The organism is Brevundimonas sp., assembly GCF_018608325.1.
Classification (GTDB): domain Bacteria; phylum Pseudomonadota; class Alphaproteobacteria; order Caulobacterales; family Caulobacteraceae; genus Brevundimonas.
The window spans coordinates 1-17,087 of the sequence record NZ_JABAZW010000067.1 but is presented as its reverse complement, the minus strand read 5'-3'; the positions used below and the strand labels follow the sequence as shown (position 1 = coordinate 17,087).

Here is a 17,087-nt window from a genome sequence, read left to right as displayed (position 1 = left end):
CCCCTCCCCGCCGTCAAATCACGCGGGCGGCATCAGCTCGCCCCCATTTCAGATGATGCAGGGCCACGGCGCTGGTCGCGGCGACGTTCAGAGAATCGAATCCCCCCGCCATCGGTATGCCCACCGCCGTGCAGGTTTCGATGACACTGCGGGGCAGACCTGGCCCTTCAGAGCCCAGAACCACTGCCGTCGGACCTTCGTGCCGATAATCCGCCAGCGTTTGGCTCGCTGACGGCGTCAGGGCCAGGACATCAACGCCCGCCGCCTGCAGAGCCTCGGCGATGGTCTGCGCCCGGTCCACCACCACGAACGGCGTACGCAACACGGCCCCGACCGAGACACGAATGGCCTTGCGATAGAAGGGATCGCAGCAACTGGCGTCCATCAGCACGGCCCGCGCACCGAACGCCGCCGCATTGCGGAAAATCCCGCCCATATTGTCGTGATTGCCGATACCGCTAGCGACGACGAACACATCCTGCGCCCTCACCTCGCCCAGCATGGCGTCCAGCGACAGCAGCGGCGGCTTTTCGCCCAGGGCCAGTATGCCCCGGTGCAGATGAAACCCTGCGATCTGATCCAGCACCTCCTGAGCCGCCACATAGACCGGGGCATCGTCCGGCAGGGCGGCGATGACGTCCGCCAGCGCCGTCACCCGCTTCTCGGCCAGCAGCAGGGCGCGCGGCCTGCATTGCGAGGCGTCGGACGCCAGCACGCGCACGACAACCTCGCCCTCGGCGATGAACAGGCCTTCGCGCCCCGTCAGGTCACGTTCACGGATATCGCGGAAGGCGGCGATGCGGGGATCCTGAGGATCAGAGACGACGAACTGATTCATGGCGCACTTTTCCCGTTGCACGAATCGAACGGGCACTGCTATAGCGCCGCTCCCGAGCAGTTCCGCGGTAGCTCAGTGGTAGAGCAGCCGACTGTTAATCGGCTGGTCGTAGGTTCGAATCCTACCCGCGGAGCCACTCGGGTGTTTGATAGGGTTGAGCTTCCCGCTCCCAACTAAGATAAATCCAGAGCAGTTCCGCGGTAGCTCAGTGGTAGAGCAGCCGACTGTTAATCGGCTGGTCGTAGGTTCGAATCCTACCCGCGGAGCCACTCGGATGTTTGATCGGAATGAGAAATCTCCGATCGAGTCTGCTTTCCCGGAATGACGCTATCGCGATCCTGCTCACGGGACGCCCGTTGGCGATCCGTCTGGATGGCACCATGTTGAGGCGGACATCATCGGGGAGATCAACATGGCACTGGCCACGGCGAACATCGGCGCAACGCGCTACGTCACCCGCATCGCGACTGGCGGTGACCTGCAACACAGTTTCTCGGCGGACGAACCGGAGCGCCTGGGCGGTCAGGACGCAGGACCTGCACCGTTCGACCTTCTGGTGTCGGCTCTGGGAGCCTGCACGGCCATCACCTTGAAGATGTACGCCGAACGCAAGGAATGGCCTCTGGAGGCGCTGGAGGTTCGTCTCGAATATCGCGGAGGCGAGCAACCGCCGCGAATCGACCGGGTTCTGTTCCCGTCCGGGCCACTCTCCGATGAGCAGAAGACGCGTCTGGCCGATGTGGCGGAACGCACGCCCGTCACCCTGGCAATCAAGAACGGCGTCCCGATCCAGACGACACTGGGCGCCGCTTAAGGCTTGGAATTCCCCGCCTCTTGCGCTGCCTTGCGCAGGACGTCGGCCAAGACCTCGTCTCCGTCCTCCTTGGCCATACGTGCCATCTCCATGCACATCGCCCCTATATAATGGCGCGTGGGAAACGGAGACGGGCCAGACGACAGGGTCGCAGGCCGTTTTGAGCGGGGTCCGGGATAAGCGGTCGCCATGGCTATCTCTTGGAATCAGTCCGACAACCCATAGAAGCACAGATTTAGATTAAAACTACCTATACGTGCACGGCGCGACCGACGATTGACACGCGGCTCCGCTCCAACCACGTTCGCGCCCCCTCCCGAGACCGAACCAATCATGAACCTCGTCATCGTCGAGAGCCCCGCAAAGGCCAAGACCATCAATAAATACCTGGGCTCGGACTATGAGGTCCTGGCCTCGTACGGTCACGTCCGCGACCTGCCGTCCAAGGATGGCTCGGTCCTGCCTGACGACGACTTCTCCATGCATTGGGAGGCCGACGCCAAGGGTGCCAAGCGCCTGTCCGAAATCGCCGAGGCCGCCAAGCGCGCTGACCGCGTCATCCTGGCGACCGACCCCGACCGCGAAGGGGAAGCGATCAGCTGGCACGTTCTGGAAGTCCTGAACAAGAAGAAGGCGCTGAAGGACACGCACGTCGAACGCGTCACCTTCAACGCCATCACCAAGTCCGCCGTGCTGGAAGCCATGGCCAATCCGCGTCAGCTGGATATGGAGCTGGTCGAGGCCTATCTGGCCCGCCGCGCGCTGGACTATCTGGTGGGCTTCACCCTGTCGCCGGTCCTGTGGCGCAAACTGCCGGGCGCGCGCTCGGCTGGACGGGTGCAATCCGTCGCCCTTCGCATCGTCGTCGATCGCGAAATGGACATCGAGAAGTTCAAGCCTCAGGAATACTGGTCCATCGAGGCCGACCTGAACGCTGACAGCCCGCCGTTCACCGCCCGTCTGGTCAAGCACGCCGGCAAACGCGTGCAGCGTCTGGACATCAAGGACGAAGCCACCGCCAGCGCCGCCCGCGCCGCGATCAACGCTGGCGACTTCACCATCAACTCGGTTGAGAAGAAGCCGGTTCGCCGCAATCCCTCGCCGCCCTTCACCACCTCGACCCTGCAGCAGGAAGCCTCGCGCAAGCTGGGCTTCACCGCCCAGCGCACCATGCAGGCCGCGCAGAAACTGTATGAAGGCGTCGATGAGACCGGCGGTCTGATCACCTATATGCGTACCGACGGCGTCTCGGTCAGCCCGGAAGGTCTGGCACAGGCGCGCGAGGTGATCGGCAAGGAATACGGTCCCGCCTACGTCCCGTCCGAGCCACGCTTCTACAAGGTCAAGGCCAAGAACGCCCAGGAAGCGCACGAAGCGATCCGCCCGACCAATATCGCCCGCCATCCCGATTCCGTGCGCCTCGATTCCGATCTGCAGCGTCTGTACGAGCTGATCTGGAAGCGGATGGTCGCCTCGCAGATGGAGGCCGCGCGTCTGGACCGCACCACGGTCGAGATCGAAACGCCCGACGGCCAGACCGGACTGCGCGCCACTGGCCAGGTGGTCACCTTCGACGGTTTCCTGGCCGTCTATGAAGAAGGCCGCGACGAAAAGCAGAAGGGTTCGGAAGAAGACGAAGGCGACGACACCAGCCGCCTGCCCGCCCTGAAGGAAGGTGCCAAGGCCAAGGTCGACGCCATCCGCACCGACCAGCATTTCACCGAACCGCCGCCGCGCTATTCGGAAGCCACCCTGGTCAAGAAGCTGGAAGAACTGGGCATTGGGCGCCCGTCGACCTACGCCTCGACACTGTCGACCCTGCGCGACCGCGAATACGTCCGCGTCGACAAGAACCGCTTCTATCCCGAGGACAAGGGACGGCTAGTCACGGCCTTCCTGGAACAGTTCTTCAGCAAGTGGGTCGAATACGACTTCACCGCCGCGCTTGAGACCCGCCTCGACGAGGTGTCCGCTGGTCAACTGGATTGGAAGGTGCTGCTGCGCGAGTTCTGGCAGGACTTCCATGCCGCGACGCAGGCCGCTGGCGAACTACGCACCACGGCCATTCTGGACGCGCTGAACGAGTCGCTGGGTGCCCACATCTTCCCGGACAAGGGCGATGGTTCCGACCCGCGCGAATGCCCCCTGTGCCACGAGGGCCAGCTCAGCCTGAAGACCAGCCGGTTCGGTGCCTTCATCGGCTGCTCGCGCTATCCAGAGTGCAAATACACCCGCCCCGTCGCCACACCCTCGGCTGAGGATGGCTCGGCTGAGAGCGGCGACCGCGAACTGGGGATCGACCCGGCGACCAGCCAGCCGGTGCAGCTGAAGATCGGTCGTTTCGGCCCCTATGTCGAAATCACGCCGCCGGAGGGTGAAAAGCCCAAACGCTCGTCCCTGCCCAAGGGCTGGTCGCCTGCGTCGCTTACTCTGGATCAGGCCTTGCGCCTTCTAGCCCTGCCGCGTGAGGTTGGCGTCCACCCGGAAGACGGCAAGATGATCACGGCGGGCCTGGGCCGTTACGGTCCCTTCGTCCTGCACGCGGGCACCTATGCCAATGTCTCGGACATCGATGAGGTGTTCGAAGTCGGCCTGAACCGCGCCGTCGCCCTGCTGGCTGAAAAACGCGCTGGTCGTCCGGGACGCGGGTCTGCCACGGCGCCGCTGAAGGATCTTGGCGCCCACCCCGAAACGGGTGAGCCGATCCATGTCATGGCCGGTCGCTTCGGCCCCTACGTCAAGTCGGGCAAGATCAATGCGACCCTGCCCAAGGGAACGGCGCCCGAAGACCTCACGCTGGAAGACGCCCTGCCTCTACTTGCCGCCAAGGCTGGCGCTGCGCCCAAGAAAAAGGCGCCTGCCGCCAAGAAAGCCGCTACCCCCAAGAAGGCGGCGGCCCCTAAAAAGGAAACGGCCAAGAAGCCAGCCGCCAAGAAGACGACTGCGAAAAAGGCCAAGGCTGAGGAATAGACGCCTCGCGCAGTAAAGACAGATGAGGGGGCGGTCAGTGCATGACCGCCCCCTCTTTCAATTTCAGTTCCGACGCGGCTCGTCGCTGCCGCCAATGAAGGCTCCCGCGATCCAGCTGACCACACCCGTAACGATCGCCGCGCCGATTCCAGCCCAAAGCCCATGCACGGCGAACCCGTCCAGAAACACCGATGTCAGGCCGATCATCGCCGCATTCACGACCAGCAGGAACAGGCCGAAGGTCAGGATTGTGAACGGCAGGGTCAGCACCACCATGATCGGCCGCACCACGGCGTTGACCACGCCCAAGATGATGGCCGCTGCAATCAGGGAGCCGTTGTTGGTGAAGTCCACGCCAGGCACCACCTTGGCCGACAGCCAAAGGCCAGCCATGGTGACCAGGGCCTGAATGATGAAGCGGATCATGTCGTCCTCGATGAAGCTGTGTTGAAGCTTGACCATAACGCACGATACGGACGAAGGCTCCCGTTCCACGGCATCGGCTGCTATCCAGCATCGACAACGCGCTTCGGAGCCCCCCATGAGCCTGCACGGCGACTACGATCCCCACAATATCTTCGCCAAAATCCTGCGCGGCGAAATCCCCTCGGTGAAGGTGTGGGAGGACGACCACGTCCTGGCCTTCATGGATGTGTTTCCGCAATCGGAAGGCCACGTCCTGATCATCGCCAAACAATCCCAGGCACGGAACCTGCTGGAGGTCGAACCCGAGGTTCTGGCCCGCATGACCGCCGCCTTGCAACGCACCGCCAAGGCTGTCGAAAAGGCGCTGCAGCCTGAAGGCCTGTCCGTCATGCAGTTCAACGGCGACGCTGGCGGGCAGACTGTCTTCCACTTGCATTTCCACATCATCCCGCGCTGGAGCAGTCGGGATCTGAAGGGGCACGGCCATGCGCCGATGGCCGACACCGACACCCTGAAGGCTCTGGCGGCGCGCATTGCTGAGAAACTGGACTGACCCATCTTGCGCCTTATGCAATCCGTCCGCATAAGGCGCGCCTGTCCATCAAGGACGCCGGCTTAGCTCAGTTGGTAGAGCGCCAGTTTTGTAAACTGGATGTCGCGGGTTCGATTCCTGCAGCCGGCACCACTTCCCTCCCCTTCCGCGTCAATTCCACACGTCACGCCGTCCTTGCACTTCGCAACGGCGTGCGATGTCATGAGTTAAGCTGGGACCACGTTTCAGAAATCGTGTCTCATCTCCCACTTGGCAGATGGGGATTTATCCGGTCACTTCACGGCCTTGGGCAGGGAGGACAATCATGTTTCATCGCCGCGGATTGCTGTTGGGCGCAGGTGCGCTGACGCTGGCCGCCTGCTCGCCCCGTTCGGGTGGCGGCGCGGGGGGCGTATCCCTGCTGAACGTCTCCTATGATCCGACGCGCGAACTGTACCGCGCCTATAATCAACTGTTTGACGCCCACTGGCGTGAGACCGGCCAGCCCGGCGTCAACGTCGAACAGTCTCACGGGGGGTCTGGCAAACAGGCGCGCGCGGTCATTGACGGACTTCAGGCCGATGTTGTGACCCTGGCCCTGGCCGCCGACATCGACGCCATCGCCGAGCGCGGTCTGACGCACAAGGACTGGGAGACCAGCCTGCCAGATAACGCCTGCCCCTACACCTCGACCATCGTCTTCCTGGTCAGAAAGGGGAACCCGAAGAATATCAGGGACTGGCCCGATCTGGTTCGGGCGGGCATCCAGGTCATCACCCCGAATCCGAAGACGTCAGGTGGAGCGCGTTGGAACTATCTGGCCGCCTGGGCGGACGCAATCCGCCGTCCCGGCGCGACCGAGGCGACGGCGACCGCCTATCTGCGCGAACTGTTCCGCCATGTGCCGATTCTGGACACGGGCGCGCGCGGCTCGACCACCACCTTTGTCCAGCGCGGCATCGGCGATGTGCTGCTGGCTTGGGAAAACGAAGCCCATCTGGCGGTGGAGGAACTGGGCGCGGACAAGGTGGACATCGTCGTGCCTCCCTTCTCCATCCTGGCCGAACCGCCGGTCGCCGTCGTCGACAAGGTGGTTGATCGCAAGGGTACGCGCGCCGTCGCAGAGGCCTATCTGAAATACCTCTATGAAGAGCCGTCGCAGGTTCTGATCGCCCAGAACTATTACCGGCCGCGCAATCAGGTTGTGGCTCAGCGGTTCGCCGCCAACTTCCCGCAACTGGAGTTGGCCACCATTGCAGACTTCGGCGGCTGGACCGAAACCCAGAAGAAACACTTCGCCGACGGCGGCGTCTTCGACCGCATCTATCAGCCGAGCGGCGGCGCGTGACATCCATTCCGCTGCCCCGACGATGGCGATGGAAGGAGCCGAGCGTCCTGCCCGGCTTCGGCCTGACCTTCGGGTTCGTCGTCCTGTATCTGTCGCTGTTCGTGCTGATCCCGCTGGCGGCCCTGATCCTGCGTCCGTGGGAGCTGGGTTTCGACGGCTTCTGGAAACAGATCACCACACCCCGCGCGCTGGCCGCCCTGCAACTCAGCTTCTACAGCGCCGCTGCCGCCGCGCTGATCAACAGCGTCATGGGCCTGCTGCTGGCCTGGGCGCTGGTGCGGTATGATTTTCCGGGCAAGCGGATCATCGATGCTCTGGTCGACCTGCCCTTCGCCCTGCCGACCGCTGTGGCGGGCATCGCGCTGACCGCAATCTACGCGCCGAACGGACCTATCGGCTCGTGGTTCAATGATGTCGGCATCCGCATCGCCTATACGCCCATCGGCATCCTGCTGGCGCTGGTCTTCGTCGGACTGCCCTTCGTCGTCCGTTCGGTTCAGCCGGTGCTGGAAGACGTGGATCATGAGGTCGAGGAGGCCGCAGAGACGTTGGGCGCCAGCCCGTTCCAGCGTGCACGTCTGGTCATCCTGCCCGCTGTTCTGCCCGCCCTGATCTCGGGCGCCGGTCTGGCCTTCGCGCGGGCTGTCGGGGAATATGGATCGGTCATCTTCATCGCCGGCAACATGCCGTTGAAGTCCGAGATCGCGCCCCTGCTGATCGTGATCCAGCTAGAGCAGTTCAACTATGCAGGCGCGGCCGCCATCGGCCTGGCCATGCTGGGCCTGTCCTTCCTGATCCTGCTGGTCATGAACGGCCTGCAAAGCCTGCTGCTGCGCCGAGGTCGCAAATGACGGCGGTACGCAGATCGCCTCTGAGGGGCGCCGCGCCCTATATCATCGGCATAGGCCTTCTGTGGCTGGCGGTGATCGTTCTGCTGCCGTTGGGCATGGTCTTCACCGAAGCCTTCCGCAAAGGCGTCGAGGGCTTCCTGAAGGCGTTCGACGAACCCGACGCCTGGGCCGCCGTTCGCCTGACGTTGCTGGTCGCGGCCATATCGGTGCCGCTGAACGCCATCTTCGGTCTGGCCGCCGCGTGGTGCGTCACCCGGTACGAGTTCCGGGGCAAGGCCCTGCTGACCACCCTGATCGACCTGCCCTTCTCGATCTCGCCGGTCATATCCGGTCTGGTCTGGGTGTTGCTGTTCGGATCGGCAGGCTGGTTCGCGCCCCTGCTGGATGCGCTGGGCATACGGATCATCTTCACTGTGACCGGGCTGGTGCTGGCCACCATTCTGGTCACCCTGCCCTTCGTGGCGCGTGAATTGATCCCGTTGATGCAGCAGCAGGGCGCCGACGAGGAACTGGCGGCGGTGACGCTGGGCGCCGGACCGTGGGCCATCTTCTCCAAGATCACCCTGCCCAATGTGCGCTGGGCCCTACTGTACGGGGTGCTGCTGTGCAATGCGCGGGCGATGGGCGAGTTCGGCGCCGTGTCGGTCGTCTCTGGCCACATCCGGGGCCTGACCAACACCCTGCCTCTGCACGTCGAGATTCTTTACAACGAATATGACTTCGTCGGCGCCTTCGCGACCGCCACAGTGCTGGCGGGCCTCGCCCTGATCACCCTGCTGATCAAGAGCCTGCTGGAATGGCGCTTCGCCGACGAACTCGCCGCCACGAGGCGCCACTAGATGCCCCTGACGATCAAGAACCTGAGCAAGCAATTTCGGGGCTTCCCAGCCCTGCATGACGTCGACCTGGAGGTCGGCGACGGCGAATTCCTGGCCCTGCTCGGCCCATCCGGCTCAGGCAAGACCACCCTGTTGCGGATCATGGCGGGGCTGGAACAGCCTGATGCCGGTTCGGTCATCTTCGATGGAGATGATTATCTGGCCCAGACCCCGCGTGAGCGCCGGGTGGGTCTGGTCTTCCAGCACTATGCCCTGTTCCGGCACATGACCGTGGCCGACAACATCGCCTTTGGCCTGAACGTCCGCCCTGCCCGAGAACGCCCGTCGAAGGCAGCGATCAAGGAACGGGTCGCAGAACTGCTGCGGCTGGTTCAACTGGAAGACCTGGGCAAACGCTATCCGGCCCAGTTGTCGGGGGGGCAGCGCCAGCGCGTCGCCCTGGCCCGCGCCCTGGCCATCCAGCCCCGTCTGCTTTTGCTGGACGAACCGTTCGGCGCGCTGGACGCCAAGGTGCGGCGCGAACTGCGACGCTGGCTGCGGCACATCCACGACGAAACCGGCGTCACCACGGTCTTTGTCACCCACGATCAGGAAGAGGCGCTGGATCTGGCCGACCGCGTCGCCATCCTGAAGGACGGACGCATCGAACAGGTCGACACGCCGCTGGACCTGTACCAGCAGCCCGGCTCCGCCTTCGTTCATGACTTCCTGGGCGGCGCCGTCCACCTGCCCGCCAAGGTTCTGGATGGCGCCCTGACGGTCGATGGTTGGACGACCGACGCGCCCAAGGACGCCCCGACCGGCGAGGTCATTCTGGCCGTGCGCGGCGAAGACCTGATCCTGAGTGAACAGGGCATCTCTGCCCGCGTCGTGAGCATGAGCCCGCGAGGCCCGCGCACCCGGATCGGCATCGAAATCGAGGGACAGGCGTTGGATCTGGAACGTTCGGCCCATGACCCGCTGTCGGAACTGAGCATAGGTCAGACGGTGCGGGTGCGCCCCGATCTGGTCCATCTGTTCAAAGCCTGAAGCCTGCGCGACATTTGTAGGGATTGACGGTTCGGACGGATTGGATGAAACCAAACTCTTAGGCGCACCCGGTTTTACGGTGTCTCGCTAAGCCAGCGTCCGCGCCATCACTGCTCGACCATCTGGGGACATGGCCGAAAACACGAACAAGCTGGGACACAAGATCGGCGCTCGCGGCGGACGCACGCGTCAGGCCATTCTGGACGCCACCCGCCAGCTTCTGAACGAGCGCCATTATGGTGAAATCCGCGTCGCTGATCTGGCGTCGCGCGCGGGTGTCTCTCCCTCGAACTTCTACACCTATTTCAAGACCGTCGAAGAACCTGTTCTGGCTCTGTGTGAAGTGGCCGCCGCCGACTTCCAGGGCCTGTCCAGCCATTTTCAGGCCGACTGGCCGGGCGACAAGGCCTTCTCCATCGGCCGCGCCTTCATTCTCGACATCATGGAAATCTGGCGCACCCACGGTCAGGTGCTGCGGGTCGAACATATGCTGGCCGACAATGGCGACGCCGCCTTTGTCGAAAGCCGGGTGCGTCGTCTGCGGCGCCTGCACCTGTCGATCGAACGCCGCGTCGCTCAGGCCCACGCCAGCGGCCTGCACCCCAAGGACTACAGCCCGCGTCTGGCGTCGTACCAGATCGCCTCCATCGCGGAATCGACCGCGGCCAGCTTTGATCTGCTGCGCCGCGCCGACACGCCAGAGGCCATTCTGGATACGGCGGCCATCATCATCGTCAAGCTGACGACCGGCCGCTGATCCTACCGGCGGGCGGCCTCAGCCCCCGCCCATCGCCACCGCGACATGATAGGTCACAAGCGAGGCCAGATAGGCCAGAGCGAACATGTAGCCGATCATCACCCAGGTCCATTTCAGCGAGTTCGTCTCACGACGCACAACGCCCAGCGTCGCCACGCACTGCGGCGCAAAGATGTACCAGGCCAGGAAGCTAAGCGCGGTCGCCAGCGACCAGTGCTGGGCCAGTGTCGAGGCCAACAGGCCCGTCGCATTCTCTGCATCCGCAATGGCGTAGGTGGTGCCCAGCGCCGCCACCGCGACCTCACGCGCGGCCATGCCGGGGATCAGGGCGATGACCATCTGCCAGTTGAATCCGATGGGCGCAAAGATGGGCTCCAGCGCCCGGCCCAACATCCCCGCGAACGAGTAATCGATGGCCGGCAGGGTCGCGTTCTCGGGCGGATAGGGGAAGGTCGCTAGCACCCACAGAATGACCACGGCGGGCAGGATGATCCGCCCTGCCCGCGTCAAAAAAATCTTGGCCCGGAGCCACAGGTTGAAGCCGACGCTTTTCAGGTCAGGAACCTTGTAGGTCGGCAGTTCCATCATGAAGGGCTCAACAGCGCCCCGCCAGAATATCTTGCGGATCACCAGCGACACGATCAGGGCGCTGAAGATGCCCGCCGCATAGAGGCCGAACATCACAACGCCCTGCAGGTTGGCGAAGCCCCAGACCGTCTCGTTCGGAATGAAGGCGGCGATGATCAGCGTATAGACCGGGATACGCGCCGAGCAGGTCATCAGCGGCACCACCAGAATGGTCGTCAGCCGGTCGCGCTTTGAATCGATCACCCGCGCCGCCATCACGCCGGGAATGGCGCAGGCGAAGCTGGACAACAGGGGAATAAAGGCCCGGCCATGCAGGCCCGCCCCGCCCATGATCTTGTCCATCAGGAAGGCCGCGCGGGCCATATAGCCGAAGTCCTCCAGCGCGATGATGAACAGGAACAGGATCAGGATCTGCGGCAGGAAGACCAGCACGCTGCCCACGCCGGAGATGACGCCGTCCACGATCAGGCTCTGCAACAGGCCGTCAGGCAGGATGGCCGCGACCATCTCGCCGATCCAGCCGATGCCGCCCTCGATGCCGTCCATCAGGGGCGCGGCCCAGCTGAACACGGCCTGGAACATGACGAACAGGATGGCCATCAGGATCAGCATTCCGCCAACCGGATGCAGCAGCACGGAATCGATCTTACCGGTCAGGGTGTCGGGCCGCTCTGGCGGACGAACGCAGGCCTTCATGATCCGCTCGGCCTCGCGGGCGGCGGCGCGCAGTTCAGCAGCGTCGGGGCTGTGCCACTGGCTTTCGCTCAGGGTCGCGACATCGACCTGTTGCTCCACCGCGGTGACCAGATCATCGACGCCGCGCTTGCGGGTGGCGACCGTGGTGATGATCGGCACGCCCAATTCGGCGCCCAGCTTCTCCAGATCAATCCGCAGGCCCTGACGCTGGGCGATGTCGTACATGTTCAGCGCCAGCACCATCGGACGCCCGACAGCCTTCAGTTCCAGGATTAGACGCAGCACCAGACGCAGGTTGGTGGCGTCCGCGACGCAGACCACCACGTCCGGCGGCGTCTCGCCCGCCAGACGGCCCAGCACCGCGTCGCGCGTGACCTCTTCATCCGGACTGCGCGCCCGCAGGGAATAGGTGCCCGGCAGGTCCAGCACCGAGATCGACCGTCCAGAGGCGGCGCGGATCAGACCTTCCTTACGCTCGACCGTAACACCGGCGTAGTTGGCGACCTTCTGGTGCGCGCCAGTCAGGGCGTTGAAAAGGGCGGTCTTGCCGCTGTTGGGATTGCCGACCAGGGCGACGCGGGCGGTCTTCAGCACGGCGTCCATCAGGCGGCGTCCAACTGGATCATCAGGCTCTCGGCCTCATGGCGGCGCAGGGCCACACGCATATCATCCACCTTCATGGCGATGGGATCGCGCCCGAACAGGCCTTCGTGCAGCAGTTCGACGTGCGCGCCCTCGACGAAGCCCAGCTCCAGCAGACGACGTTCCAGCTCCACCGCCTCATGCTGGTGATGACAATGGGCGCCGACCTGGACGATGATCCCGCGGTCGCCGCGACGGGCCTGGCTCAGCTTGATGGTTTCGGTCAAATCTACGCTCGCATGGACGGGCGGCGCACCCCTGCGGCCCAGCATTGAATGACAGTGATTATCAGCCGCGCGCCCCCCGCGTCCAGCAGGACAGCTTGCCCAATTGCCGCGCTCGCCGAATGGAGTATCAGGGGTCAAACAGGAACCGTCATGAACCGCTTTCTTCCGCTCGCCGCCGTCCCCCTTCTGATGCTCGCCGCCTGTGGCAACGGCGGAACCGACACGGCTGCGCCTGCCGCCGCACCGGCCAAACCGGCCCGCGTCTTGTCGGATGCGGAAAAGGCGACGCTGCTGGCCTCCCTGCCCGCGCCGTACAACGAAGGTGATCTGGAGAACGGCCGCCGCGCCTTCGCCCGCTGCCGCTCGTGCCACACCATTGGCGAGGGCGGACCGGACATGGCGGGACCGAACCTGTACGGCGTCTTTGGCCGCAAGGCGGGTGACCGTCCGCGTTACAGCTACTCCAACGCCATGCGGACGGCGGACTTCACCTGGGATGCAGAGAAGCTGGACCACTGGCTCCAGAACCCGCGCACCTTCCTGCCGGGCAACAAGATGACCTTCCCCGGCCTGCCTGATGACAAGGACCGCCGCGACGTCATCGCCTTCCTTAAGGTGGAGACGGGCTATCAGGCCGAGGCCAAGCCCGAACCGACGCCCGCTTCCTGAGGGCCGAAGCCTATTCCACCAGAATAGGCTTCTCGCCGCCGCGCTCCATTTCCTGCGCTTCCCATTCCTCGATCTTGCGGGCCGTCCACTCGGGCGACTTGGTGAAGCGCGCCAGCACGCCATAGATCACCGGCACCACGAACAGGGTCAGCACCGTGGCGAACATGGCGCCGGTAAAGATCACCACGCCGATGGTCTGGCGGCTGCCAGCACCCGCCCCCTGCCACAGCACCAGCGGCAGGGCGCCGAAGGCGGTGGCGATGGAGGTCATGATGATCGGGCGCAGACGCAGCGATGAGGACTCGATGATCGCCTCGCGGATCGAGCGCCCCTGATCCCGCAGCTGGTTGGCGAACTCCACGATCAGGATGCCGTTCTTGGCCGCCACCCCGATCAGAATGATCAGACCGATCTGGCTGTAGATGTTCAGGCTGGACCCGGCCATCAGCAGGCCGAACAGACCGCCCGCCGCCGCCAGAGGCACCGTCAGCATGATGACCGCAGGCGTGATCCAGCTTTCGAACTGGGCCGCCAGCACCAGGAAGACCAGCAGCAGCGCCAGACCAAAGGCCGCGACGACCGCGCCGCCCGCCTGTTGTTGGTCACGCGCCGCGCCGCCCCACTGGATCGTCACACCGCTCTGAGACTGTTTGGCGGCCTCGGCTTGCAAGAACTGAATAGCGTCGTCGATGGTCGTTCCGGGGTTCAGATCGGCCTGGAGCGAAATCGACCGCTGGCGATCCAGACGACGCCGATCCGGCGTGTCGCCTGTCGTCTTGGTCGTGACGACCGCCGACAAAGGCACCAGTTGCCCGCCGCCCGTCGCGACATACAGAGCCTCCAGATCCGCCACTTCGCGCCGGTTGTCGCGGTCGGTCTGCAGGATGACGTCGTATTCCTTGCCGCCCTTGATGTAGGTCGTGGCGCGGCGTGAACCGAACATGGTCTCCAGCGCGCGACCGATGGACTGGGATGACACGCCCAGCGCCGCCGCCTTCTGCGGATCGACGTCGACCAGCAGGCGCGGAGAGTTCGGCTCATAGTTCAGGCGCGGGCGCGAGAAGCCCGGATTGGCCTGGGCCGCCGCCAGAATGGGCTGAAGCCAGTTGTAGATCTGGCGATAGTCGTTGCCGGTGGCGACCAGTTCGATGGAGTTGGAGTTGCCCCCGCCGCGCTGGAAGGCGCCCGGCGTCGAGGCGTTGACCTGGGCGTCCGTCTGGCTGCGCAGCTTGCCGTTCAGCTCCTGTGCAATATCGGCGGCGCTGCGATCACGCTTGGACCAGTCAGCCAGGTTCAACACAGCATTGCCGGAGTTGAAGCTGCCGCCGCCAAAACCGGGCGCGGAAATCAGGAAGGAATCCGCCTCGCCATTGGCCTTGTACTCGGCCAACAGCGGCTCCAGCCCCAGCATGATCTTGCGGGTGTAGTCGAAGCCGGCGCCTTTCGGCCCGGCGACGCGCACCTGAACCCGGCCTCGGTCCTCGTTCGGCACCAGTTCATTAGGCAGGACCATGAAGATGCCCACCGCACCCGCCGCAACAAGGGCGATCACGGCGCCGACACCGACCACAGCGATCCGACGGCCCAACAGCATGTCCAGCGACCTGGCGTAAGAACTCTTGAGCCGCTCCATCGCCCAATCCACACGCCGCGCGACCCAGCCGCCCGTCTGTGCCGGCTTCAGGATCTTGGACGCCAGCATCGGCGACAGGCTCAGCGCCAGGAAGGCGGAGAAGGCCACGGCTGCGGCGATGGCGGCGGCCAGTTCGACGAACAGGCGCCCGACATATCCGGGCAGGAACAGCAGGGGCGCGAACACCGACAGCAGAACGATGGTCGTGGCCACAACGGCGAAGAAGACCTGACGCGCGCCACGTTCGGCGGCGACCAGAGGCGGTTCGCCATGGTCCAAACGACGCTGGATGTTCTCAACCACCACGATGGCGTCATCGACCACCAGACCGATGGCCAGAACCAGCGCCAGCAGCGTCAGCAGGTTCAGAGAGAAGCCCAGCGGCGCCAGCACGATGAAGGTCGCCAGCAGACAGATCGGCGCCACGATGGACGGGATCAACGCGGCCCGCAGGCTGTCCAGGAAGATGAAGTTCACCAGGGCCACCAACGCCATCGAAATACCGATGGTGATCCAGACCTCGTCAATCGCGTGCGAGGTGAAAACCGAGTTGTCCGAACCGATTTCGATGGTCACGCCGGGCGGCAGGGTCGGCCGTATCTCCTCGATCATCTTCTTGACGCCGTCAGAGATGGCCAGGTCGTTCGACTGGGCCTGACGGGTCACGGCCAGACCGATCTGGTCCATGCCGTTGCCACGGAACAGACGCCGCGCCTCGGCGGGCGCTTCCTCGACGCGGGCGATGTCGCCCAGACGCGTCACATAGGTCGGCTGGCCCTGAATAATGGCCGATGAGCCGCTGCCCGATCCGGTCGCCACAGCGTTCGACGCAGATGAGGCGCCGCGCGTGCCGATGGGCAACTGACGGAAGTCTTCGGGCCGCGCATAGGTGCGGGCCACGCGGACGGTGTAGTCCTTGTCGGTCGACTCCAGCGAACCCGCAGGCAGTTCGACGTTCTGGCTCGCCAGAGAGTTTTCGACGTCATTGACCGTCAGGCCGCGCGCCGCCATCGCCGTGGCGTCCAGCCATATCCGCATCGCATAGCGTTGCTCGCCATAGATGTTGACCGTGGCCACGCCGGGCACAGTGGCGATCCGGTCCACCAGATAGCGGTCGGCGTAATCCGTCAGTTGCAGACGGTTCATGCTGGTCGAGCGCAGGAAGACGATCATGATCGGCTGACTGTCGGAGTCCGCCTTGGCGACTTCCGGCGGATCGGCCTGATCCGGCAGACGCCCCACCACGCGGCTGACGCGGTCGCGCACGTCATTGGCGGCGTCATCGATCTTGCGGTCCAGCGAGAACTCGATGTTCACGTTGGACCGCCCATCGCGGCTGACCGAGGTGATCCGCTCGATCCCCTGGATGCCTGCGACCTGCTGCTCGATGGGTTCAGTGATCCGGCTCTCGATCACCTCGGCAGAAGCGCCGGCATAGGTGGTGTTGACCGAGACGATCGGCGGATCGACGTCCGGCAGTTCACGAACGGGCAGGAAGAAGAAGGCGGCGGCGCCGATGACGCACAGAACGATCGCGGCGACCGCTGCGAAGACTGGACGCCGGACCGATACGTCGGAAAGCATCATTTGCGAGCGCCTTGCTGGGTCGCGCCCTGCTGACCTTGTGCGCCTGCAACGCTGATCGGTGCGCCGGGCTGGATGCGGTTCAGGCCAGAACCGACCAGACGCTCGCCCGCCTCAACACCCGACAGGATTTCCACAAAGCCGTTCTCGACCGTGCCTGTGGTGATCTCGACCCGCTGGGCGGTCGAGCCGTTCTGACCTGAGGCGATACGGTAAACAAATGCGCCAGCGCCTTCATATTGAATGGCGGCTTCGGGTGCGGAGACGGCCTGCCGCTGGCCTTGCTGGACGGCGACACGCATCATCATGCCCGGACGGATGCGACCGCCCGGATTGGGGAAGATGGCCCGCGCTGTGGCCGCCCGCGTCGTTTCATTGACCCGCGTATCGATCAGTTCGATCCGCCCCTGGAACGGCTCGTCGCCATAGGCGTCTGCGGTCGCGGTGATCGGGGTGCCGGGCTGAAGACGGCTGAGGTAACGCTCAGGCAGGGGGAAGTCGACGCGGATGCTCGACGTGTCGTCCAGGGTGGCGATGACTGCTCCGGGATTGATCAGAGTACCCGGCGTGACCGTGCTGAGGCCCAGGGTTCCGGCGAAGGGCGCCCGGATGACACGGTCGCCGCGACGGGCCTGCGCTGCCTG

15 protein-coding genes and 3 tRNA genes are annotated in these 17,087 nt (G+C 64.5%); 12 read left to right on the top strand and 6 right to left on the bottom strand.

Annotation, left to right across the window (positions count from 1 at the left end; genetic code table 11):
• Positions 1–13: 13 nt before the first annotated feature.
• A complete protein-coding gene (locus QZ281_RS07090; RefSeq protein WP_292226479.1) occupies positions 14–838 on the bottom strand; it encodes an RNA methyltransferase in 825 nt (274 codons plus the stop codon).
• Positions 839–899: 61 nt separating this feature from the next.
• Between QZ281_RS07090 and QZ281_RS07085 the strand changes: the two genes are divergently transcribed.
• The 4 genes from QZ281_RS07085 to topA all read left to right on the top strand — a co-directional run bounded on the left by QZ281_RS07085 (position 900) and on the right by topA (position 4,622).
• Positions 900–974 (top strand) — tRNA-Asn (locus QZ281_RS07085).
• Positions 975–1,032: 58 nt separating this feature from the next.
• Positions 1,033–1,107 (top strand) — tRNA-Asn (locus QZ281_RS07080).
• A 143-nt stretch (positions 1,108–1,250) separates the two neighbouring features.
• Positions 1,251–1,652: an OsmC family protein gene (locus QZ281_RS07075; protein ID WP_292226476.1), complete on the top strand. Its 402-nt coding sequence runs from the start codon at positions 1,251–1,253 to the stop codon at positions 1,650–1,652.
• A gap of 333 nt (positions 1,653–1,985) precedes the next feature.
• On the top strand, positions 1,986–4,622 hold the full coding sequence (topA, locus tag QZ281_RS07070) for a type I DNA topoisomerase (RefSeq protein WP_292226473.1): 2,637 nt from the start codon (positions 1,986–1,988) through the stop codon (positions 4,620–4,622).
• A 63-nt stretch (positions 4,623–4,685) separates the two neighbouring features.
• Here the strand turns inward: topA and QZ281_RS07065 are convergent, their stop codons facing one another.
• On the bottom strand, positions 4,686–5,048 hold the full coding sequence (locus QZ281_RS07065; protein WP_292226506.1) for a phage holin family protein: 363 nt from the start codon (positions 5,046–5,048) through the stop codon (positions 4,686–4,688).
• A gap of 115 nt (positions 5,049–5,163) precedes the next feature.
• Between QZ281_RS07065 and QZ281_RS07060 the strand changes: the two genes are divergently transcribed.
• From QZ281_RS07060 to QZ281_RS07030, 7 genes are all read left to right on the top strand, one after another.
• Complete coding sequence (locus tag QZ281_RS07060) at positions 5,164–5,601, top strand: HIT family protein (RefSeq protein WP_292226470.1); 438 nt, start codon at positions 5,164–5,166, stop codon at positions 5,599–5,601.
• Positions 5,602–5,657: 56 nt separating this feature from the next.
• Positions 5,658–5,733, top strand: a tRNA-Thr gene (locus QZ281_RS07055).
• Between the two features lie 172 nt (positions 5,734–5,905).
• Positions 5,906–6,928, top strand: coding sequence for a sulfate ABC transporter substrate-binding protein (locus tag QZ281_RS07050; protein ID WP_292226468.1), 1,023 nt, complete (start codon positions 5,906–5,908; stop codon positions 6,926–6,928).
• Positions 6,925–7,779, top strand: a complete 855-nt coding sequence (cysT, locus tag QZ281_RS07045; protein WP_292226465.1) for a sulfate ABC transporter permease subunit CysT — start codon at positions 6,925–6,927, stop codon at positions 7,777–7,779. Before QZ281_RS07050 ends, cysT begins: the two co-directional genes overlap by 4 nt.
• Positions 7,776–8,618, top strand: coding sequence for a sulfate ABC transporter permease subunit CysW (gene cysW / locus QZ281_RS07040; RefSeq protein WP_292226462.1), 843 nt, complete (start codon positions 7,776–7,778; stop codon positions 8,616–8,618). Before cysT ends, cysW begins: the two co-directional genes overlap by 4 nt.
• Entirely contained in the window at positions 8,619–9,647 is a 1,029-nt protein-coding gene (locus QZ281_RS07035) for a sulfate/molybdate ABC transporter ATP-binding protein (RefSeq protein WP_292226459.1), read from the top strand.
• Between the two features lie 130 nt (positions 9,648–9,777).
• Entirely contained in the window at positions 9,778–10,404 is a 627-nt protein-coding gene (locus QZ281_RS07030; protein ID WP_292226457.1) for a TetR/AcrR family transcriptional regulator, read from the top strand.
• Positions 10,405–10,422: 18 nt separating this feature from the next.
• On the opposite strand, the gene QZ281_RS07025 is transcribed toward QZ281_RS07030, so the two are convergent.
• Positions 10,423–12,291, bottom strand: a complete 1,869-nt coding sequence (locus QZ281_RS07025; RefSeq protein ID WP_292226455.1) for a ferrous iron transporter B — start codon at positions 12,289–12,291, stop codon at positions 10,423–10,425.
• Positions 12,291–12,557, bottom strand: coding sequence for a FeoA domain-containing protein (locus QZ281_RS07020; protein ID WP_292226452.1), 267 nt, complete (start codon positions 12,555–12,557; stop codon positions 12,291–12,293). The genes QZ281_RS07025 and QZ281_RS07020 overlap by 1 nt, the downstream gene beginning before the upstream one ends.
• A gap of 150 nt (positions 12,558–12,707) precedes the next feature.
• On the opposite strand from QZ281_RS07020, the gene QZ281_RS07015 reads away from it, so the two are divergent.
• Entirely contained in the window at positions 12,708–13,226 is a 519-nt protein-coding gene (locus tag QZ281_RS07015) for a cytochrome c family protein (protein WP_292226448.1), read from the top strand.
• 10 nt (positions 13,227–13,236) lie between these two features.
• Here the strand turns inward: QZ281_RS07015 and QZ281_RS07010 are convergent, their stop codons facing one another.
• On the bottom strand, positions 13,237–16,443 hold the full coding sequence (locus QZ281_RS07010; RefSeq protein ID WP_292226503.1) for an efflux RND transporter permease subunit: 3,207 nt from the start codon (positions 16,441–16,443) through the stop codon (positions 13,237–13,239).
• The coding region (locus QZ281_RS07005; RefSeq protein ID WP_292226446.1) for an efflux RND transporter periplasmic adaptor subunit at positions 16,443–17,087 on the bottom strand (645 nt) is incomplete at its 5' end. The genes QZ281_RS07005 and QZ281_RS07010, both read right to left, overlap by 1 nt.